The sequence below is a fragment of the Wolbachia endosymbiont (group A) of Ischnus inquisitorius genome (assembly GCF_964026985.1).
Classification (GTDB): domain Bacteria; phylum Pseudomonadota; class Alphaproteobacteria; order Rickettsiales; family Anaplasmataceae; genus Wolbachia; species Wolbachia pipientis.
The window spans coordinates 288,928-310,458 of record NZ_OZ034715.1; the positions used below are offsets into that span (position 1 = coordinate 288,928).

A 21,531-nucleotide genomic window follows, 5' to 3' on the forward strand; every position below is an offset into this window, starting at 1 on the left:
TTAATAATTGTGTGCTATTCATTATATATGAGTTCCCACTTTTAAAGAGAATAGGAGATGATTTCCAAAAACTTAGAGGCAAGTTTGAATAGAGCACTATTCATTGCTTCTAATTTTAATCTTAAATATGCGAAAGTAGAACATTTATTGCTGGCGTTAACTAAAGACGTGGATGTAAATTACGTTTTATCAAGATGTAATATCAGAGCCGATGAAATCATCAGTATGGATAACATTCTATCAAGATGCAATATTAAGGCTAATGATTATAATAATAATATAAAAGAGTTTTTACAAAGCAGTTCTGAATTGATTATCAGTGGAGTTAAACCTAGCTCAATGTTTCAATGCATAATACACAGAGCAATAATACGGGCTCATAGCTTGGGGAAAAAAGAAATAAATGGAGCAAGTGTTCTAGTAGAAATTTTGTCTGGGCAAGATTTATACGTTGAAGATCTATTGCAGAAACAAAGTGCGAAAGATTCCAATTTGATTTACCACATATCTAACATGAAATACTCTAACGATATAGATGAATACACCACTAATCATAAAGTAAAACTTGATAAAAATAATGATGCTCCTACTACAGTAAATAAAGGTGAGCTACTAAAAGATGAGGAAATTCTACAAAGTTATTGTAAAAATTTAAATGACTATGCAAGAAGCAAAAAAATAGATTATGTTATTGGTCGTGATTATGAATTAAATCGCACTATAGAAATATTATTGAGGCGTAGAAAAAACAACCCTTTATATGTTGGAGATCCAGGTGTTGGCAAAACCACAATAGTTGAGGGTTTGGTACTCAAAATCATTGAAAACAGTGTTCCAAGTGCGCTCAGGTCCAGTATAATTTATGCTTTGGATTTAGGGTCACTCCTTGCAGGGACACGCTATAGAGGTGATTTTGAAGAGAGAATAAAATCTATAATAAAAGCGATTGAGGCAAAACCAGGTGCTATCCTTTTTATTGACGAAATACACACTATCATTGGAGCAGGTTCTACAAGTGGTAGCTTTCTTGATGCAGGTAACCTACTCAAACCTGCGCTTGCAAGAGGTACACTGCGTTGTATAGGTGCAACTACATATAGAGAATACAGCAATAGTTTTGAAAAAGATAAAGCATTAGCGAGGAGGTTTCAAAAAATTAATGTTAAGGAATCTTCTGTTAACGAAACGATAAAGATACTAGATGGTATAAAGCACTACTATGAAGGGTATCATGGAGTATATTATACAAAGAATGCCATTAGGTCTGCGGCTGAACTTTCGCATAAGTATATTACTGGGCGAATATTACCTGATAAAGCGGTTGATGTTATTGATGAGGCAGGGGCATATTGTAAATTGCTAAGAAACAGGGGTAAAATTGTAAATAGTAGAGATATTAAGAATACCATTACTAGAATTACAAATGTGCCTTGCGGATCTGAATCTGATGATTTGCAGAAAGTAAAGTCTTTAAAAGCTAATCTAGAGAAGGTGATTTTTGGCCAAGAGCAGGCAATAGAATCTCTTGTTAATTCTATTAAAATTGCTAAATCTGGGTTGAGAAATTACAATAAGCCTTTAGCAAATTATCTTTTTGCAGGGCCAACCGGTGTTGGTAAAACCGAGCTAGCAAAACAATTAGCAGAAAGCATGGGCATGAATCTTATACGCTTTGATATGTCCGAATATATTGAGTCTCATACGATATCAAGGATGATTGGTTCTCCTCCTGGATATGTAGGTTATGATCAGGGTGGATTACTCACAGAGTCTGTATCTAATAATCAATATAGTGTTGTGCTGCTTGATGAAATTGAAAAGGCTCATAGCGATATCTATAATATATTGCTACAAATTATGGATTATGGTTGCGTTACAGACACTTACGGACGTAAAGTTAACTTTTCCAATATAATCTTAATTATGACAACTAATGCAGGAGCAGCTGAACGCAGCAAAAGTTTTGTTGGCTTTGGGCATAAAAAATTTAACACTGGTGATAGTGAAAAAGCGATAGAACAGGTTTTTAGCCCTGAATTTTGTAATCGTCTTGATGCGATTATTTCTTTTTCTGACTTAAATGCGGATATAATTCTGCATATTGTAGATAAATTTATTCAGGAACTGAAAAAGCAGCTGACGCAAAAAGGCATAAACTGCTTGGTAGAAGATGAAGTGAAATCTTATCTTGCACAAACAGGTTATAGTAAGGAAATGGGAGCACGTCCGATAGAGAGACTTATTGAAAAAGAGATAAAAAGTTACTTAGCGGAAGAAATACTGAATCGTAAATTAATAAAAGGAAAGAAATTAAGAATCTATATGAATAAAGTAGAAAATAAAATTGCTTTTGATATAGTTTAAAATCCTTGTATTGAACTTCATCTTTGTTACAATCTATAACTTAAATTCAATTTGAATTATAGTGATAAGTGATAAAGTAAAACAAGTCCTAAGCTACTACGAAAGTGAAAACCCTGGGGTAAAAGCAAATCTTACTCGTATTCTCATGCATGGAAAGCTTGGCGGCACTGGCAAGTTAGTGATTCTGCCAGTAGATCAAGGATTTGAGCATGGTCCAATTAAAAGTTTTGAAGTTAACCCTGATGCTTATGACCCACATTATCATTTTCAGCTTGCGGTTGATTCGGGAGTAAGTGCATATGCTGCTCCACTTGGTATGATTGAAGCTGGTGCTGCAACTTATGCTGGAATGCTCCCACTTATTTTGAAACTTAATAGTTCCAACTCTTTACATTCAAAGGATCTAACCTCTGATCAGGCAATAACCTCTTCTGTGAAAGATGCGCTGCGTTTGGGCTGCTTAGCTGTCGGATTTACTATATATCCTGGTTCTGCTAAGTGTTTCGATATGATGGAGGAAGCCCGTGGAATCATAGCTGAAGCCAAATCTTACGGGCTTGCAGTAGTGCTATGGTCTTATCCACGCGGTGAAGGGATTTCCAAAGAAGGTGAAACAGCAGTTGATGTTATTGCCTATGCTGCACACATAGCAGCTTTGCTTGGCGCTAATATAATAAAAGTAAAACTTCCAACTAAATATTTGGAAAGGGAGAAAATAGAAACAGAAAATATTGAATCATTATCTAAAAGAATTGAATATGTTAAAAGGTCTTGTTTTGCAGGGAAAAGAATAGTAGTTTTTTCTGGTGGTGAATCGAAGGAAGTAGATAACATATACAATGAAGCGAAAGAAATTAAGCAGGGTGGCGGTAATGGTTCAATCATTGGACGTAACACTTTTCAACGCAAAAGGGAGGAGGCTTTATCTATGCTAAAAGATATAATGGATATCTACACATAAAAAACGGCTGGGTGGCAGAATGGCTTATGCGGAGGACTGCAAATCCTTTTATACCGGTTCAATTCCGGTCCCGGCCTCTTTCATTCTCTATATCTTGTAAAAGTTAACAGTAGCTTTAAGTGTGTAACCTATAGAGAAAGCTTGTCCATAGTAAAATCAATTTCTTTTCAAGTTATGGTTATACTCTTATAGCGTTTCATGGTAAAAAATAAACTAAAAATAAGCAAAGTGTTTTACAAACGTAATTTACTATTTTTACTACCGCCCGAAGTTGCTCACTCTTTGGCAATTATGGCATTAAAGAAAATGCCTTATAAGAATCCTATAGAGCTACCAGAATCTTTGAGTGTGAATTTTTTTGGTAATAAGCTCAGAAGCCCCATAGGTCTGGCTGCAGGTTTTGACAAGAATGCAGAAGTTATAAGGCCTATGCTCTCATTTGGTTTTGGGTTTATTGAAACTGGTACTGTAACTCGTAATCCACAATATGGAAACAAAAAGCCAAGAATTTTTCGGTTAATTAAAGATCAAGGGGTAATTAACAGATTGGGATTTAACAATAAAGGAATAGACTATTTTCTTAAACAAATAGGTGAAACCAAGCTTGATGACTGCATTTTTGGCATCAACATAGGAAAAAACAGTACATCAAAGGACCAAATCAGCGATTATGTTGACTTAATAAAGATAGTATATGGAAAGAGCAATTATATAGTGCTGAACATCTCATCCCCAAACACGCCTAATTTACGCAATCTGCACAATAAGCAAGAATTATCGGAATTGTTGAAATCCGTAACTCTAACCCGAAAATCAATTGATAATTCTAAATCCATACCAATAATATTAAAAATCTCACCAGATGTAGATCAGCAAACGAAAGAAAATATCGCTGAGCTTGCGTTGGAATATAAGATTGACGGATTAACAGTAAGCAACACTACGGTAAGTAGAGATAATCTGCATTCTCACCATAATGAGAGTGGTGGGTTGAGTGGCAAACCGCTGTTTAAACTTTCAACCGAGTTATTGGGCGATATGTACAAATTTACTAAGGGCAAAATATTATTGATAGGGTGCGGAGGAATCTCAAGTGGTGCTGATGCATATAAAAAAATAAAGGCAGGAGCTTCTTTGGTGCAGTTGTACACTGCTCTCATATACCACGGACCTCAAGTTGTAAACAAAATTAATCTAGAACTTGCAGAACTAATAAGGAGAGATGGATTTAGTAACATTAGTGAGGTGGTGGGTTGTATACATTAATTTTGGAAGTTGGTGGTATTATTTTAATAAAATAAAACTAATTCTCTGGTATAAAGGTGGTAGAAAGTGCTTTTCTTTTAAATAATTGGTATGAAGAGTTTGAATGATGCAATATCTAAGATCATTGATTATAAATTTACAAATTATGCAATATTAGAAGAGGCACTAACTCACCCAAGCGTAAATAAAAGGAATAGCAAAAACCAGATTGTAAGCTACGAAAGACTAGAGTTTTTGGGCGATAGTGTTTTGAATATGGTTGTATCTGCCACACTGTTTAAACTATTTCCTGAAGAAAAAGAAGGAGCATTGGCAAAAAGAAAGACGGATTTAGTTTGTGGCAACACCATTGCTAATGTTGCTAAAGAAATAAAATTAGGCAGCTTTATCATCATGAATAATAGTGAACGCTGCAATGGAGGGAGATGTAACTTAAAAAATTTAGAAAACTCGCTTGAAGCACTAATAGGTGCAATTTATATTGATGGCGGGCTTGAAAATGTTGAAAAATTTATTATCCAATATTGGGAAAAGCTAGCTAAAGGCATGCTTGACCCCCCTCAAGATCCTAAAACCTCACTGCAAGAGTGGACTCAGAAAAACAAATTGCCTTTACCAGAGTATGAGCTTGTAAAACAAACTGGACCAGCGCACAATCCTGAATTTACTATATCAGTTTGCATAGAAGATTATGGTAAAGTTTCTGCATGCGCTTCTAGTAAAAAGATTGCTGAACAAAAAGCTGCTGAGTTGATGCTAGAAAAAATTGGAAAAGACGCTTCAGTTTAGGCAAAATAGGCATTAATGTAAATTTTAAGGAAGCTAATAGCGTTTAGGGTAAATGGTCAATTTAAGGAGAAGCATAGTATTATTCATAAAAAAGTTGATTTACCAAAAATCAAGCCTTATGTAGTGGAATATCAATGGCTGTTGTCGGAGATGCGGAAAAAAAGAAGTAGCAAGTTACCAAAAGGTGTTATGCCAGATACATTTGGTCCAAGAGTTGTTTTGTGAAGTTGACAGAGTCAAGGAGAATGAAAGTTTTAAAAAATAGCATATTTTTTAATTATAAAAATTTGATATTAACTGTTGTTGGTTGATTGAGTAAAAACCAGTGAATGGTCACGTTAAAACATATTTTTAAATTTCTGCCAAAATCCTGGTTTATTATCATTAACCTTTGTAAATGTTATATTTAAACTGTATTTCGGATCATTTGGCACGTCGTATTTTATGCTAAATGTTGAAACTTTATCGTTATTGTAAATATGTACATCATCATATGATAGCTTTGTTGTGTAACACTTTACATACTTTTGCTTATCATGCACTAAATCACCTGACTCCCTTTCTAGTTCCACAAATTTCGTTTTTTTCTGACATTCCTTCATTTTTATTAAATCCTTATCTAGTGATATTGAAACTGGCAACGTATTTCCAGCATATTCTTTAGCTAAAAGTTCACTTTGAGGATACATTTTTATTTCCCTGCCAAAATGTGAGTCTATGAAATTATTACTCCAAAATTTATCGCCAGAATGCACGTACTCATCAGTAGCATACGGCACCCCACCATAATTGCATTGAACTTTGTAATCTCCAACACCGTTGTTTTGAAAAAAATCATGAATAGCAGTGTAGCTACCGGCAGCATCATTTATATAATCCATTACTTTATTCCTTAAATTTTTAGTTCATTATATCATAATCATTATGCCAATCAATCAAAAAAGCTCTCCCTTGCTGTTTTTAAAACTGATTTTGAGCAAGCGCTCTCGATTAGTTGGGAGCGTATTTGTAAGATTGTGACATTCGTGCCTCCCAGTTTTTCACATACTGCTGAATCAATTCAGGATAATCTGTAATAATTAATAAATTTTCAGCATTTCCTTTTTTAGCTGTCTTACTAAGGTTAAATGACCCTGTGATGACTTTTTGATTTTCAGCAATCATTATCTTATTATGAGCAATCTTTGGCTTATCATCGATCCAAATTGGTACTCCACCTGAAAATAATTCATTTATAACACTATATTTTGAGTAGAGTTGCGATTTATCTAAGATGACTTTAACATCAACACCGCGTTCTTTAGCATTAATCAAAGATTTTGCAACTGTTCCAAGAGTAAATGTATATTCTTGAACTAAGATAGATTTTTTAGACTGATCTATTACGTTGATTATCGGTACAGCACAATCTTCTCCAGGTGAAAAGCAAACCGTAGCTTTTGGGCAGGGCGAAAATATAAAACCCGCATAGTATAGCATTTCTCATAATAGTCCGAATAGGTCATAGGAAGGCAGAATCAACAGCACGACGAAAGGATTCGAATAGAGGAATGTTTTTCCTGGCTCTGTTTTTTATAGCAAACCAATGATGCTCAATTTTGTTAAAATCTGGAGAATAAGGCGGCAGATACAAAATTTCTGCACCGACTCCTTTAGCGAGCTTGATAAGCTTATCAGACTTATGAAAAGTAGCATTATCAAGAATGACAGTTTGTCCAGGTTCTAAGATCGGTGCCAAAAATTGCTCAAACCATCCATTAAAAATATCCATATTACAGTGGCCTTCAAATGTTAATGGAGCAACTATCTTTCTTCTACTTAAGGCTGCAACCATGCTGATTCGTTGAGTTTTTTTTCCAGATTTTAGGGCATAAAATCGCTGTCCTTTCTGGCAATACCCATATGGATAGTCCTCCGTGTTATCAATCCCAGACTCATCTATATACACTAAGTTTTCTGGTTCTTTTGTTGCTATAATTTTTAAGAATTCAGCACGTTTTTCTTCGTTCCTTTCCTTGTATCCATATGTCTTTTTTTGCGCGTAAATCCAATTTTTCTGAGAGCTCGGTGGATCGTTTGGATACTAACGTTGCCCCAAAGTTTAGCCATTTCCGACAGAGTTTTTCTACCGTGTTTTTTAGCAAATTCGATAAACTTATTCCAGTCGATAATTTTCTGATTGTAACCTCCATTACCGAGTTTTTTTGACTGAAAGTCGCCTGTTTCTTTTTTTCTTTGCTGCCACTCCCACAAAGTAGTTCGTCCAATTTTAAATCTTGCTGCCACTGCTTCTCTGCTTTCCCCTTCGTCTAGTGCTTCCATTGCTTTTTTTCTTAAATCATAACTATATGCTGCCGGCATCCAACCTCCTTATCGCCATCTATCCTTAATCTTATCATATCCGGACTTCTGTGGAAAGAGCTATAAGAGGTTGTCCGGAAACTAGTAAATTCAAGCATATTCCCTCTTTAACATAACCCTACTCATAGCTAGGTATATGAAATTCTCAGTGGATGTTGTGAGTAAATCATACTCCTTCGATAGCCTTCTATTCCTATTAACCCAAGCAAAAGTCCTTTCTACAACCCATCTTCTTGGCTGTACTTTAAACCCTTGTTCTCTTGTTGGTAGTAGCTCAGGTGGCGTATCTTTGTGCACCCAAAATCTACATGGAGGCCTTTTAACAATTTCAATATCTATGTCATATTCTTCCTTTATGTGATTCTTTAAATTTCTTCCTTGGTATCCCATGTCAGCCCACATTTTTTTAACTTTAGTATATTTTGTTCTCATATTGTTTAATGCTATTTTAATACCATCTCTATCATTTTCGTTAGCAGCGCCTACGTAACAACCTAGTATAAAACCCTGAGTGTCTGTAATTATATGCCTTTTTCTACCCTTTACTTTTTTACTTCCATCATAGCCTTTGATCCCCCCTTTTCTGTAGTCTTTACAGATTGACTATCTACTATACAGGCACTCGGCTGCTCATTCCTTCCTATTTTTCTTCTACTATATTTTGTAATTTCATAATTCATTTTCTCAAAAATTCCCTGCTTCTTCCATTGCCTGAACTGCTCATACACAGTCTTCCATAGCGGAAAATCATTTGGTAAATACCGCCATTGACACCCTGTACGCAATACATAGAAAATTGCTTCTAATATTTCTTTTTTGCTATACTTTTGCGGCCTTCCTCCTTTCTTGTATGATACTCTGAAGTGTTTTTCTATTCTTGCCCATTCCCTTTCGCTTAGATCTGTTGGATACTTTTTTCTCATCTTTACCACGTACTAAAATTTCAGATATTATAGCCTTTTACTTGTTTCCGGACAACCTCTAATTGCCAATGCAAGACTTAAAGAAGCAATTAATATGAAATAAAAAAAAATCTGCATAGAAAATAGGTTAACGGATATGTGCGTCTACACACATTTAAAGCACATATTCGTTAACCATAAAATCTAAGCAGTGGTTGCTGTTTGATATAAATTTCTTTCTGTATAAACTAGGATCTTTGTTACCAAAATACATTTTTCAATTGAATAAAAATACAAAATTATCAACAAATGAGACTAAATTCAAAAAATTTTAAAAAACATAGTTGATGGTGGTTCCTGTGGTGGTTCCAATAATTGAAATAAGGCATATACTATTACAATAGTAAGCACCGCACCAACTATCAGGTTAGTAAGGTTGTCTTGTGGCAAAACATTTTTTATTGAGTTGAGCAATTTTTGCTCCATAAGGAAATAATCAGCAACAGATAACCCAACAGATAATACAAACATACCCAAAATAAGTTTACAGGCTGTATTTTTATGGTTCTTTTCTTTTTTCTTGCTGACAATGAAATTTGACCTACATTTATTCTCTTTTTGTGGCACTGAGTAGTATATATTTTTAGGGTTTGTTACTAATTGTTCAAATTCATCACTATTCTGGTTTTTTAGCAATTGCTTCAAGGTTGGTCCAATGCTTTTAAAGGTTGGAAAATTTTGATTATTTTGATCTGCCAACATATTAAATGTTCTGTTTAGGCTACCTATCTTTTCGCGATTCAGCGTATATTTAGTGGCTCTATTTTGATCTTTCAGATTAATACTTTGCAGTAATCCAGCTAAATTCGTTATATATGTGAGAAAGACCACGTTATCTATTATTGGTAAATTTTCTTTTTTTATCGACTCTTTGTGATGTTCAGAAAGCTTATGATAGTCGACAAGTATAGAAAATAACAACACTACATCCTTGTCTACTTTTATGTCTTGATGAATAGAATAATAGCTGCTGATAACGCACTTATTTAATGCAAATTCTCTATCGTATTTATTTAATGTAGTTTCTTCATCTAGCAACTTTCTAACACCAATGAGTACTTTACTTTCAAAATCTTTTTCTGTTTTAAATATTGGTTCTCTCTTTGGATTTGCTAAAATGTTAAGTAAATCTAATTTTCTTCCATCTACTACTTCATTTATATATTCATTTAACTCAGATCCTTTAATAACTTCATATATTTTATCTATGACATCTTTAGTATTCAGGTTATTGTTTTCACTTAGAATTCGATAAGCTAGAGCATAAATTAAAAACAACCCTTGTAGACTAAATTTTAAGTTAAAATAGTAATCTAATTGTTCATCTTGCTTATGTATGAATTCAGACAAACCAAAATGATTTCTGTGATCCATAAAACGACCTAAGTCAGCATGTTGAAAGCTACCTAAAAAAATAAATAACGTCTCTAATAAATTACCCTTACCAACAATTTTTATTAGTTCTTCAATTTCTTTTATCATTGCTGAAACCTATAATGTTCTACTTTATAGTATAAGGGATACATGGCAAAATAGCAATAAATGTTATTAGACTTCTTGCATAACCCAAACTAAGTAGAAAAAGGTATAGCTATACCGCCGCGGCACTAACAAGAGATCCCGCTAACACGCAGCGGGATACTATCTACACCGTCATACCGCGATTCATTCGCGGTATCTCTCAACATAGATCCCGCTAACACGTAGCGGGATGACAAGGCTTATCGTCATGCCACCGCGAACCGTCATACCGCCGCAGCGCTAACAAGAGATTCCGCTAACACGCAGCGGGATGACGAGACTTATCTTTATGCCGCCGCGAACCGTCATACCGCCGCGGTATCTCTAGATCCCGCTGGGATGACGGTTGTCGTTTAGCTACAAACATTAAGAAATTTACCAAACGAAAAAAAAGGCAAAAGAAGCCCCGTGGTTGGCTAATTACTTACATTATACTTTCAAGTATGGCGTTTTTTTATTCTAAACACTTAATAACCGCGATTTAGCTGCTTTTAAGCCGCAACTAATCTAAATTATAAACGTTAAGAAATTTACTAAACAGAAAAAAAGGCAAAAGAAACCCTAGGGTAGCTAGTTATTCACTATCCATTTTTTAAGTTGGCGTTTTTTTATGTTTTAAACGCTTTATAAGCGCGTTTCAGCTTATGTTAGGTCAAAACCTAGAAATTTTATAAAGACATAAGGTGCACATAGTGCAAAAAATTAAACATGAGACGCCAGATACGTGAGTTTTTTGTCATTTAATCTGTACAGAGAAGATAAATAAATAGCTTCAGTTTCATGATAAGGGGGCTGGCGGAGTTTGTCAAGCAAGTTTTTTTGTTTCTATTCCCAATGTTATATGGTTATGCAAGAAGTCTATTGTATGTTTACACTCTGCATTAAAGCTTTTAGTTAAGAGCATATCCATCCACCGCCGATAACTTGCTCATCTTTATACGCTACACAGGCTTGACCTGGACTGATGCCAAAGTAATCGTCGTTTAAAATGACACAGGCTTTATTTTTTTCGTCAGTTGAATGTATTGTTGCTAAACTTCCCGCATGTGATGATCTCAGCTTCACAGTTACTTCCATACCTTCCTTTGGTTGTTCTAACCAATTTAACTCCTTGATCAATATTTTTTTTTGCATTAATACGTTGATCGGACCTACTATAACCTCATTATTTTCTGTATTAATTTTTATCACATAAAGAGGTTCATTGTGTGCGATACCCAAGCCCTTTCTTTGCCCCACTGTAAAATTTACTATGCCACTGTGCTCGCCTAGCACTTTTCCATTAACATCCACTATTTTACCTTTCTGTACAGATTGTGGAGCTAATTTAGCTATTGTTTTACTATAGCTTTCGGAAACAAAGCATATATCTTGACTGTCCGGCTTTTCAGAAATTTGTAAGCTGAAATACTTTGCTAATTTTCTTATATCACTTTTATAGAACCCACCTAGTGGAAATCGCAAAAGCTTCAATTGCTCTTGAGTTGTAGCAAACAAAAAATAACTTTGATCTTTACTTTTATCAATGCTTCTGCACAACTTTACCTCACCATTTTTTTCTAACCTTCTCACGTAATGTCCTGTTACGAGCACATCCGCACCAAGATTTTTTGTAACTTGCAATAGATCACGAAATTTTACCGTTTGGTTACATCTCACGCATGGTATGGGAGTTTCCCCACGCATATAGGTACTCGCAAAATCCTCTATTACTTCCTTTTTGAATATTTCCTCATAGTTTAAAATATAGTGAGGAAAGCCAACACTTTCAGCTACACGCTTAGCGTCATAAATATCCTGTCCAGCGCAGCATGCGCCCTTTCTTGCGTTAGCATTACCGTCGGTGCCATAGAGTTGAAGAGTCACACCTACCACTTTGTACCCAAGGTTATGTAGCAGTGCTGCAGCAACGGAGCTATCAACTCCCCCGGACATTGCAACAACAGCCTTGGTCTGGTGCGGAGCTTTATCTTTTAGCAGAGGTTCTATTTCAAATTCTTTTAGCATAATCGCCTTAATTTATAAACACAAACTTGGTGTCATGCAAGTAGCTGACACTGGAATCTAGTTTCTATTACACAATTTCATCGAAACAGCATACTTGTTTATAGTCAATTTTTCTGGATCCCAGTGTTGGCTACTTGGATGACATCTTTATGCTTGAGGTAAAATTTGCTATAAAATTCGATGAACTACCTTTAAAAATAATTTAATCCTGCTTAAATAAAACATGGCCAAAATAATCCATGTTTTCAAGCACTTTTCCGCTACCCAGAGCAACACAACAAAGTGGGTCATCTGCAACACGAACTGGTAGTTTTGTTGTTTCACTGATAACTTTGCCCAAGTTACGCAATAATCCGCCGCCACCGGATAAAATTATTCCTTTATCGACTATATCAGAAGAAAGTTCAGGTGGAGTGCTCTCCAGTGCAGTCCTAATAGCAGAAATTATCTGATGTACAGGCTCTATTAAACTCTCTGCCACTTGGTATTCTGATAAAAGCATTTCTTTTGGCATGCCACTCACTAAATCCCTGCCTTTAATTATCATTCCCTCTTTGTTATTTTCACCTGGCAGACTGGCTGAACCTATGCTTTTCTTAATTTTCTCAGCGGTTGTTTCACCGATTAATAACTTATGATTTTCACGAATATATGATTTTATTGCTTCATCCATAATATCGCCACCTACTCTGGCAGAACGTGAATAAACAATTCCGCCTAAAGAAATAATTGCAACTTCAGTTGTACCGCCTCCTATATCAACAATCATAGAACCCTCAGGTTCAGTAACCGGGAGCCCAGCTCCGATTGCTGCAGCCATTGGTTCTTCAATTAAAAATACTTCATTTGCACCAGCACTTTCTGCTGCATCTTGTATAGCACGCCTTTCAACTGGCGTGGATCCAGATGGAACGCATATGATAATATTAGGTTTATTAACAGTGAATTTTGTGTTTGCACTGCGTATGAAATATTTTAGCATTTCTTCCGCACTTTTAAAATCAGCAATAACTCCATCCTTTAAGGGCCTTATCGCCTCTATTTCTCCAGGCGTTTTCCCAAGCATCATTTTAGCTTTTTTACCAAAAGCATAAGGAACGTAACTTCCTTTTTCTTTTATTCTTGCTACAACTGAAGGCTCATCAAGCACTATTCCCTGATTTTTCTGATAAACTAAAGTGTTTGCAGTACCAAGGTCTATAGCAATATCGCTAGCAAACAAACCTTTGAAAGTAAAAAGGCTATAAAACTTTCCGGTTAATTTTCGAACAAAATTCATACATAACTCAAGAAAACCATTTATTAAGACAAATTATACTTTTCAGATAAGTAGTAAGTAACACACTCAACGTCTAAACCCTTACCTGTTACTTTTTTTAGCAGTTCCAGGCCACACTTTGCACTGTATATATTTTGAGATAACCAACTGATAAGTAAACTAAAATCTCCTTTTATTATAGCACTTAATGATTCGTAATGATTCTTTTTAACGCAAGAGAAAATCTGCACAGCAGAAATTAAAGCAATAATTTTTATAGGAAAGTAGCCCATAACACCGCTTGCCCAATATTCATCTTGAAAATAAGTGTTTAGCTCATTTTCAGCTTTTACTGGAATTTTATAGTGCTTCATACCTTCCAGCCACGCATCATGCAGGTCTTTGACTTCCAATGTACCATTTATTATATCTTGTTCTAACCTAGTTCTCAACATAATATGAGCTAACAGACTAAATTCATCTGCATTTTTTAAAAAAGAAGAAAGGTTTATTTCATTGAAAATCAAGTACAAATTTTCAACACTGCTAACTTTCTCGTTAGTTTTGCCTTTTATAGCAAATTTCTCTTTTATGTGTGGTTGAATAAACTCAATAAATTCTCTGGATGTTCCAATCATCCTTTCCATGAATAACCCTTGAGTTTCATACATAACATGTCTCGTAATTGGACTACTTATAGAATTTTGCGCTAAACATTTTTGATAAATTGCATAACCACTATGCCGTAAAAGTGAAAATAAACCATAACAAAAATCAGATTCATCATAATCTATAGGGTAGTAATAAGAAGTACGAATCTCATTTAGTGCAATACCCATTTGCTGTAAACATAATGAGCCAAGTTCAATCTGTTTCTGAGTAGCAACTTTTTGTATATTAGTAACCTTATCCTTATCCTTTTTCTGCTTTTCAATTATTTTATCTACATTTTCGCTAAAAAATTTGCCTACCTTGGGGAATACTTCCCTTATATTCTTTTCTGTGATATCAGAGTCATAGTCAGCAAGCAGTGAGTCGTATTTTGAGCATTTTAATTGCTGCGATTTTATAGAAGCTACTTCGCGAATGAGTGTGATTAAATCAGTAAAACGTTCTTTTAGTTTTTCTAAGTTACTGGTTTCAGAATGAGATAGCTTCCATAAATTTTGGCATTCAACCTTAGCTTTGGATAAAGACTTTACTAAATCAATAGGAACAGCACTGTTGCTTTTATGTATTCTCTCTATTAACTTTAGCTGCTGAGTATTTGCACTTTTTTTGTTACCAAGAGCATCTGCTAATGATTCCTTTATTGCGTCATGAGAGATAATTTCATGTCTGATTTCTTCTAGAAGACTCATTTGTTCAACTTTGTCCTCTATATTCAATTGGCTTTGGTTTAGTACTTTTAGCGTATTTTCGATATTCTTTACCCTATATAATACTTCCTCTAAAAACTTATAAGATTGCATATTTGTTCATTATTTTAGAAAACATCTGTTTAATACCGTAATAGATTAATAATAAAGTTAAAAGTATATTTGCTTAAAGTACAATAAAAAATTGTACTTTTTATTCTTTTATTGGATTTTTCTATTCAGAGTCCAGCATATTATAGGAAAATTAATTGTAAGGTTGTAGAAAAAGTATTTAGTATTTTATTTCTCTTGACTATATTACAATATGGAGAGATATTAGCTACTGAAATTAAAGTTACGCACTATTTAAAATTTATGGAGGTTTAGTAATGTGGAGTAGACTGGTTATAATGTGCTGTTTTTGTTTATTACTTACTGGTGTAAGTTCTTGCCCAAAAAAAGGAGCAAATACAACAAATAAAATAAATTCTGTTGTTAAGCAGATAGGTGATAAAAGAGTTTTCTTTGGTTATGATGAATCTAGTATTGCTGAAGTAAGTGCAGATGCATTACTTGACGTAATGGAGGTGTTACAAGATAACCCTGACGCGAAGGTTACTTTAACTGGTCACACTGACAACCGTGGTTCTCATGAATATAATCTTGCGCTAGGCGCTAGAAGGGCTGATGCAGCTAAAAAATTTATGGTTAGTTGTACACCCTACATAGAAAACAGAATAAAAACTGCTTCTAAAGGTGAAACTGAGCCTTTGGTTAATGTAAAAGATAATTCTAGAAATTCTAAATATGAAAAAGAGCATGCTAAAAATCGTAGAGTGGAATTTTCATTTTCTGGAATAAAGAAATAGTTTCTTGCATTAAAACCTGGATCCCAGTGTCAAACACTGGGATGACATAAAGAAAGGGCACTGGGGTAGACAAAAAAGGACAAACTTGTCATATTTCGTTGCTTGTTAGCGGGATCTATATATACCACAAATAAGTCGCGGTATGACGTAAGAGATCTGACCTGTCTGGCCATCAAGAGACATAATGGAATTAGAGTTATTATTTCAAAATGTGGTTAATAGTTTTGCTTTCTATAACAATCAAGTTGCAGTTGCAGTATCAGGTGGTGTAGATAGTATAGTCTTACTGCACTTAATGACTAACTGGGCAAAAAAAAACAAGCTTTCACTTCCTATAGCATTAACAGTAAATCATGGATTACGTCCAGAGTCTCAAAAAGAAGCTGATTTTGTTGTAAGTTATGCAAAGGAACTTGGAGCAAAGGAATCGTTCATATTAAATTGGGAGAAGCAAAATATTAAAGGCAATATTCAGTTACAGGCACGAAAAGCACGGTATAAGTTACTAGCAGAGTGGTGTAAAAATAATAATGTTAAATATTTACTTGTTGCTCATCACAAAGATGATCAAGCAGAAACGTTCTTGTTAAGATTAGAGCGAGGTAGTGGCGTAGATGGATTATCATCAATGGACTACAAGTCTTTCCTAAATGGTATTTATATATTTAGGCCATTGTTAAATTTTAGTCGTAGTGAAATAGAAAAGTACGCTAAGCTTCATCGGTTAAAATGGATCGAAGATAGAAGCAATCATGACTTAAAATACAGACGAACTTTATACCGTAACTTACTTAAAGCAAGTGATAATCAAGAGATTTTAACAGAGCGAATATGCCTCACAGCCCTTCATATGAAAAGAGCTGCAAAAGCGTTGATGCACTACACACGCCTTGCGTTTAATGACTGCGTTAATGTGCATGATCTTGGTTATATTGAAATTAAACTAAGTGAATTTTATCAATTGCCAGAGGAAATAGCCTTGAGGCTTCTTCTTTACTCTATAATGGCAATTGCCAGTAAACATTATAAACCAAGGTACAGCAGCCTCATTGCAATATTTAATAGAATATTGCAAAAGGATAGTAATGTTAACTGTACACTTTCTGGGTGTAAAATAAGAAAGTATGGAGAAAATATCTTAATAATTAGAGAATCGTCAAGGATACAAGAAATTACCGTAAACCTACCTTTAAATGAACCTACCCAATGGGATAACAGATTTAGCTGCACAATACTCGGAAATCAAGGGTGTTCAGTTATCATCGCTCCATTAAAAAAAACACAAAAAGTTCCTGAATTTCTGAAGGATTACAACTGCTGCCCTGAAGTTTTCTACTCTTTGCCTACAGTACAAAAAGATAGCAAGGTGCTTGCTTATCCTGATGTAAATTATAACGGAAAAAATACCAATGACGATAAGGTTCAATGCATTATTAATAGCACGATAAAACAAAATTTGGTAAGCTTGATTAGTATTTAGTTAGAAATAGAAATGAAAAAATTTTTAGAAGGCTTATTGATCTGGTTAGTAATTATTGTTCTTATTTCAGTTGCTTATATTCAATTCAGCGGAAATGTAGGTAAAAGTAAAACAATTATACCTTTTTCGGAATTTTTAACTAGACTAGAAGACAATGATGTAGAAAATATTGTCATAAAAAACCAGAGCATTGAAGGCAAGTTCAGGGACGGTTCAAGTTTCAATTCAAGCGGTGTCATATATAGCGACCTAATAAAAAATTTACATGATAGAAAAGTGAGATTCTCCTTTTCAACTGGAGATTCTGCCATGAACGTAATTGGTGGATTACTTATCTCATGGGTCCCAACATTTATCTTTATTGGCTTTTTGCTATTCTTGCTTAAACAAACACAAGCGGGAGGCAACAGAACTATAAGCTTTGGCAAGTCAAGGGCTAGACTCATGACTAGTGGAAAAAAAGTAACATTTGATGATGTTGCTGGAATTGATGAAGCAAAAGAAGAGCTAGTAGAGATCGTTGATTTCCTTAAACAAAGGCAAAAATTTCAAATATTAGGTGGAAAAATACCAAAAGGGTGCCTTTTAATTGGCTCTCCTGGAACTGGTAAAACTTTACTTGCTCGTGCAATTGCAGGAGAAGCTAATGTGCCATTCTTTAGCATTTCTGGATCTGATTTTGTTGAAATGTTTGTTGGTGTTGGTGCGAGCCGTGTTCGTGATATGTTTGATCAAGGCAAGAAAAATGCTCCTTGTATAATTTTTATAGATGAGATAGATGCGGTGGGTAGACATCGTGGCATTGGTCTTGGTGGCGGCAATGATGAAAGAGAACAAACATTAAATCAGTTATTAGTTGAGATGGATGGCTTTGAGTCTAATGAAGGTGTAATAATAATTGCTGCGACTAACCGTCCGGATGTCTTAGATCCAGCACTGCTTAGACCTGGTCGTTTTGACCGACAGATTACTATTTCTTTACCCGATATAAATGGGCGTGAAAAGATATTAAATACTCATATAAAGAAAATATCAATAGCACCAGATGTAAACGTGAAAACAGTTGCAAGAGGAACACCAGGTTTTTCAGGGGCTGATCTAGCAAATTTGGTGAATGAATCTGCACTTATCGCTGCAAGAAGAAACAAGAAAATTGTTACCATGGATGATTTTGAATATGCACGTGATAAAGTAATGATGGGCGTAGAAAGACGATCCCTAATTATGACAGAAGAGGAAAAGAGACTGACTGCATACCATGAAGCTGGTCATGCGATAATTGCGGTTAATATGCCTGCTTCTGATCCTATACACAAGGCAACAATCATTCCAAGAGGTATGGCCTTAGGTTTAGTTATGAGACTACCGGAAACAGATAGAGTGTCCCACACAAGAGAAAAGCTGATAGCAGATATAACTGTTGCCATGGGTGGCAGGGCAGCAGAAGAGTTAATTTTTGGCTACGATAAAGTTACAAGTGGCGCGTCTTCTGATATACGACAAGCATCTAACATAGCACGTGCTATGGTAAAAAAATGTGGAATGAATGATGAGATAGGGCTAGTGTATCACAATCGTGAGCAGCAAGATCCACAACATCCTCATATGACATCTGAAGATACGCTAAAGCTCATAGATGAAGAAGTGAAAAAAATCATATCTTCTTGCTATGAAAAAGCAAAAGACATTTTGACCAAGCATAAGAAAGGCTTAGAGCTTATTGCTGAAAATCTACTGGAGTTTGAAACTTTAACAGGAGATGAAATAAAGGATATACTAAACGGAAAAAAAATTGTTAGAGAAGAAAATGAGAAGAATGAGAAAGTAAAAAAATCCTCTCTCTATGAGAGTTGACCTCATCTTAAAAATGCTAATCAGCTAACGCTGCAATAAAACATTCAGAATTGTAACTGTCAATATAAATTGTATTAAAATATTCATAATATTGCATTTTCATCACAATAATGCTATCATTCAGTTAGTATTAATGTTTAATGAGGTGTGAGTAATGATTGATATAGCTTCTATTGGTGTAAGTACAGTTATTGATCAGAATTATAGAAGAAAAGCACAATTATGTTTATCAGGATTATTTGTAACTGTGTCAATAGCAACTGTTACCTGGTTTATTTTCCCTGCGTCACAAAATGTATTAGCTCCGTTTTTACTTCCGGCTATGTTCTTGCTCTTCACTTTATCGATGGGTTATTACATGTTCATATTTAGTTGTGAAGAAAAATCTTTGGTAAAGAATGTTCTTGGTATGGTTGAACCGGCTGAATCGGTAAAGAGAGTGCATTGCCAAGAAAATATTAAGTCCTTATTAGCAGAAGTGAGAAGTATAGCATTTCTCATAATAGTCCGAATAGGTCATAGGAAGGCAGAATCAACAGCACGACGAAAGGATTCGAATAGAGGAATGTTTTTCCTGGCTCTGTTTTTTATAGCAAACCAATGATGCTCAATTTTGTTAAAATCTGGAGAATAAGGCGGCAGATACAAAATTTCTGCACCGACTCCTTTAGCGAGCTTGATAAGCTTATCAGACTTATGAAAAGTAGCATTATCAAGAATGACAGTTTGTCCAGGTTCTAAGATCGGTGCCAAAAATTGCTCAAACCATCCATTAAAAATATCCATATTACAGTGGCCTTCAAATGTTAATGGAGCAACTATCTTTCTTCTACTTAAGGCTGCAACCATGCTGATTCGTTGAGTTTTTTTTCCAGATTTTAGGGCATAAAATCGCTGTCCTTTCTGGCAATACCCATATGGATAGTCCTCCGTGTTATCAATCCCAGACTCATCTATATACACTAAGTTTTCTGGTTCTTTTGTTGCTATAATTTTTAAGAATTCAGCACGTTTTTCTTCGTTCCTTTCCTTGTATCCATATGTCTTTTTTTGCGCGTAAATCCAATTTTTCTGAGAGCTCGGTGGATCGTTTGGATACTAACGTTGCCCCAAAGTTTAGCCATTTCCGACAGAGTTTTTCTACCGTGTTTTTTAGCAAATTCGATAAACTTATTCCAGTCGATAATTTTCTGATTGTATAGCCTTTCTTATAATAGTCCGAATGCGATAAGATATGTGTTTATGGCTATAGCAGGCCAGTAGCATATTACGGTCTGTTCGGATTATTGTAAAAAGAGCTATAAGAGGTTGTCCGGAAACTAGTAAATTCAAGCATATTCCCTCTTTAACATAACCCTACTCATAGCTAGGTATATGAAATTCTCAGTGGATGTTGTGAGTAAATCATACTCCTTCGATAGCCTTCTATTCCTATTAACCCAAGCAAAAGTCCTTTCTACAACCCATCTTCTTGGCTGTACTTTAAACCCTTGTTCTCTTGTTGGTAGTAGCTCAGGTGGCGTATCTTTGTGCGCCCAAAATCTACATGGAGGCCTTTTAACAATTTCAATATCTATGTCATATTCTTCCTTTATGTGATTCTTTAAATTTCTTCCTTGGTATCCCATGTCAGCCCACATTTTTTTAACTTTAGTATATTTTGTTCTCATATTGTTTAATGCTATTTTAATACCATCTCTATCATTTTCGTTAGCAGCGCCTACGTAACAACCTAGTATAAAACCCTGAGTGTCTGTAATTATATGCCTTTTTCTACCCTTTACTTTTTTACTTCCATCATAGCCTTTGATCCCCCCTTTTCTGTAGTCTTTACAGATTGACTATCTACTATACAGGCACTCGGCTGCTCATTCCTTCCTATTTTTCTTCTACTATATTTTGTAATTTCATAATTCATTTTCTCAAAAATTCCCTGCTTCTTCCATTGCCTGAACTGCTCATACACAGTCTTCCATAGCGGAAAATCATTTGGTAAATACCGCCATTGACACCCTGTACGCAATACATAGAAAATTGCTTCTAATATTTCTTTTTTGCTATACTTTTGCGGCCTTCCTCCTTTCTTGTATGATACTCTGAAGTGTTTTTCTATTCTTGCCCATTCCCTTTCGCTTAGATCTGTTGGATACTTTTTTCTCATCTTTACCCCGTACTAAAATTTCAGATATTATAGCCTTTTACTTGTTTCCGGACAACCTCTAACCTCCATTACCGAGTTTTTTTGACTGAAAGTCGCCTGTTTCTTTTTTTCTTTGCTGCCACTCCCACAAAGTAGTTCGTCCAATTTTAAATCTTGCTGCCACTGCTTCTCTGCTTTCCCCTTCGTCTAGTGCTTCCATTGCTTTTTTTCTTAAATCATAACTATATGCTGCCGGCATCCAACCTCCTTATCGCCATCTATCCTTAATCTTATCATATCCGGACTTCTGTGGAAAGAGCTATACTACGAAAGATAGGTTT

The 21,531-nt window shown here is 35.1% G+C and carries 16 protein-coding genes, 1 tRNA gene and 2 pseudogenes; 8 read left to right on the plus strand and 11 right to left on the minus strand.

All coding sequences use genetic code 11. The annotated features are described in order from the left end of the window. Window positions 1-57: 57 nt before the first annotated feature. The 5 genes from AAGD90_RS01530 (at window position 58) to rnc (ending at window position 5,380) form a co-directional block, all read left to right on the plus strand. Window positions 58-2,364 carry an AAA family ATPase gene (locus tag AAGD90_RS01530; RefSeq protein WP_341822011.1) on the plus strand — a complete coding sequence of 769 codons (2,307 nt, stop codon included), beginning with the start codon at window positions 58-60 and terminating at the stop codon, window positions 2,362-2,364. A gap of 64 nt (window positions 2,365-2,428) precedes the next feature. Further along, window positions 2,429-3,325, plus strand: a complete 897-nt coding sequence (locus AAGD90_RS01535) for a class I fructose-bisphosphate aldolase (protein WP_209473361.1) — start codon at window positions 2,429-2,431, stop codon at window positions 3,323-3,325. Window positions 3,326-3,330: 5 nt separating this feature from the next. Beyond that, window positions 3,331-3,402, plus strand: a tRNA-Cys gene (locus AAGD90_RS01540). A 121-nt stretch (window positions 3,403-3,523) separates the two neighbouring features. Further along, complete coding sequence (locus AAGD90_RS01545) at window positions 3,524-4,591, plus strand: quinone-dependent dihydroorotate dehydrogenase (RefSeq protein ID WP_007548704.1); 1,068 nt, start codon at window positions 3,524-3,526, stop codon at window positions 4,589-4,591. 90 nt (window positions 4,592-4,681) lie between these two features. Then, complete coding sequence (gene rnc, locus AAGD90_RS01550) at window positions 4,682-5,380, plus strand: ribonuclease III (protein ID WP_006279914.1); 699 nt, start codon at window positions 4,682-4,684, stop codon at window positions 5,378-5,380. Between the two features lie 338 nt (window positions 5,381-5,718). Here rnc and AAGD90_RS01560 read toward each other — a convergent pair whose 3' ends face one another. From AAGD90_RS01560 to AAGD90_RS01595, 8 genes are all read right to left on the minus strand, one after another. After that, window positions 5,719-6,261, minus strand: coding sequence for a hypothetical protein (locus tag AAGD90_RS01560; protein WP_006279913.1), 543 nt, complete (start codon window positions 6,259-6,261; stop codon window positions 5,719-5,721). A gap of 109 nt (window positions 6,262-6,370) precedes the next feature. Next, window positions 6,371-6,859, minus strand: coding sequence for a phospholipase D family protein (locus AAGD90_RS01565; RefSeq protein ID WP_341822012.1), 489 nt, complete (start codon window positions 6,857-6,859; stop codon window positions 6,371-6,373). Between the two features lie 22 nt (window positions 6,860-6,881). Continuing rightward, window positions 6,882-7,741 (minus strand): IS630 family transposase gene (locus AAGD90_RS01570; RefSeq protein ID WP_156518142.1). Its coding sequence is split into 2 segments (ribosomal slippage): window positions 6,882-7,417 and window positions 7,417-7,741, totalling 861 coding nucleotides; the frame shifts between segments, so codons are not numbered across the junction. Between the two features lie 90 nt (window positions 7,742-7,831). After that, window positions 7,832-8,664, minus strand: a protein-coding gene (locus AAGD90_RS01575; protein ID WP_341821644.1) for an IS5-like element ISWpi1 family transposase whose coding sequence is annotated in 2 segments (ribosomal slippage) — window positions 7,832-8,295 and window positions 8,295-8,664 — 834 coding nt in all. Because the reading frame shifts where the segments join, the coding sequence is not laid out codon by codon here. A 300-nt stretch (window positions 8,665-8,964) separates the two neighbouring features. After that, window positions 8,965-10,185 carry a hypothetical protein gene (locus AAGD90_RS01580; RefSeq protein ID WP_341822013.1) on the minus strand — a complete coding sequence of 407 codons (1,221 nt, stop codon included), beginning with the start codon at window positions 10,183-10,185 and terminating at the stop codon, window positions 8,965-8,967. A 933-nt stretch (window positions 10,186-11,118) separates the two neighbouring features. Beyond that, the gene (gene mnmA / locus AAGD90_RS01585) at window positions 11,119-12,231 is read right to left on the minus strand and encodes a tRNA 2-thiouridine(34) synthase MnmA (RefSeq protein WP_209473297.1); all 1,113 of its coding nucleotides are present in this window, start codon (window positions 12,229-12,231) and stop codon (window positions 11,119-11,121) included. A gap of 202 nt (window positions 12,232-12,433) precedes the next feature. Next, entirely contained in the window at window positions 12,434-13,510 is a 1,077-nt protein-coding gene (locus AAGD90_RS01590; RefSeq protein WP_209473299.1) for a rod shape-determining protein, read from the minus strand. A gap of 23 nt (window positions 13,511-13,533) precedes the next feature. Beyond that, a complete protein-coding gene (locus AAGD90_RS01595; RefSeq protein ID WP_341822014.1) occupies window positions 13,534-14,961 on the minus strand; it encodes a carboxypeptidase in 1,428 nt (475 codons plus the stop codon). A gap of 275 nt (window positions 14,962-15,236) precedes the next feature. On the opposite strand from AAGD90_RS01595, the gene AAGD90_RS01600 reads away from it, so the two are divergent. The 3 genes from AAGD90_RS01600 (at window position 15,237) to ftsH (ending at window position 19,050) form a co-directional block, all read left to right on the plus strand. Next, window positions 15,237-15,716, plus strand: coding sequence for an OmpA family protein (locus AAGD90_RS01600; RefSeq protein WP_264705830.1), 480 nt, complete (start codon window positions 15,237-15,239; stop codon window positions 15,714-15,716). Window positions 15,717-15,900: 184 nt separating this feature from the next. Beyond that, window positions 15,901-17,196 carry a tRNA lysidine(34) synthetase TilS gene (tilS, locus tag AAGD90_RS01605; RefSeq protein ID WP_208571594.1) on the plus strand — a complete coding sequence of 432 codons (1,296 nt, stop codon included), beginning with the start codon at window positions 15,901-15,903 and terminating at the stop codon, window positions 17,194-17,196. Window positions 17,197-17,208: 12 nt separating this feature from the next. Next, entirely contained in the window at window positions 17,209-19,050 is a 1,842-nt protein-coding gene (ftsH, locus tag AAGD90_RS01610; protein ID WP_341822015.1) for an ATP-dependent zinc metalloprotease FtsH, read from the plus strand. Between the two features lie 516 nt (window positions 19,051-19,566). Here ftsH and AAGD90_RS01615 read toward each other — a convergent pair. The 3 genes and pseudogenes from AAGD90_RS01615 to AAGD90_RS01625 all read right to left on the minus strand — a co-directional run. Then, a pseudogene (locus AAGD90_RS01615) lies at window positions 19,567-20,249 on the minus strand (IS630 family transposase); the annotation flags it as partial. 129 nt (window positions 20,250-20,378) lie between these two features. Next, window positions 20,379-21,211 (minus strand): IS5-like element ISWpi1 family transposase gene (locus AAGD90_RS01620; protein ID WP_341821727.1). Its coding sequence is split into 2 segments (ribosomal slippage): window positions 20,379-20,842 and window positions 20,842-21,211, totalling 834 coding nucleotides; the frame shifts between segments, so codons are not numbered across the junction. A 61-nt stretch (window positions 21,212-21,272) separates the two neighbouring features. Then, window positions 21,273-21,449, minus strand: a pseudogene (locus AAGD90_RS01625) (IS630 transposase-related protein); the annotation flags it as partial. Window positions 21,450-21,531: the final 82 nt, after the last annotated feature.

Coding starts and splice junctions, on each gene's coding strand:
- AAGD90_RS01530 (WP_341822011.1), top strand. CDS start 58: ATGATTTCCAAAAACTTAGAGGCAAGTTTGAATAGAGCACTATTCATT.
- AAGD90_RS01545 (WP_007548704.1), top strand. CDS start 3,524: ATGGTAAAAAATAAACTAAAAATAAGCAAAGTGTTTTACAAACGTAAT.
- rnc (WP_006279914.1), top strand. CDS start 4,682: ATGAAGAGTTTGAATGATGCAATATCTAAGATCATTGATTATAAATTT.
- AAGD90_RS01560 (WP_006279913.1), bottom strand. CDS start 6,261: ATGGATTATATAAATGATGCTGCCGGTAGCTACACTGCTATTCATGAT.
- AAGD90_RS01565 (WP_341822012.1), bottom strand. CDS start 6,859: ATGCTATACTATGCGGGTTTTATATTTTCGCCCTGCCCAAAAGCTACG.
- AAGD90_RS01580 (WP_341822013.1), bottom strand. CDS start 10,185: ATGATAAAAGAAATTGAAGAACTAATAAAAATTGTTGGTAAGGGTAAT.
- mnmA (WP_209473297.1), bottom strand. CDS start 12,231: ATGCTAAAAGAATTTGAAATAGAACCTCTGCTAAAAGATAAAGCTCCG.
- AAGD90_RS01590 (WP_209473299.1), bottom strand. CDS start 13,510: ATGAATTTTGTTCGAAAATTAACCGGAAAGTTTTATAGCCTTTTTACT.
- AAGD90_RS01595 (WP_341822014.1), bottom strand. CDS start 14,961: ATGCAATCTTATAAGTTTTTAGAGGAAGTATTATATAGGGTAAAGAAT.
- AAGD90_RS01600 (WP_264705830.1), top strand. CDS start 15,237: ATGTGGAGTAGACTGGTTATAATGTGCTGTTTTTGTTTATTACTTACT.
- tilS (WP_208571594.1), top strand. CDS start 15,901: ATGGAATTAGAGTTATTATTTCAAAATGTGGTTAATAGTTTTGCTTTC.
- ftsH (WP_341822015.1), top strand. CDS start 17,209: ATGAAAAAATTTTTAGAAGGCTTATTGATCTGGTTAGTAATTATTGTT.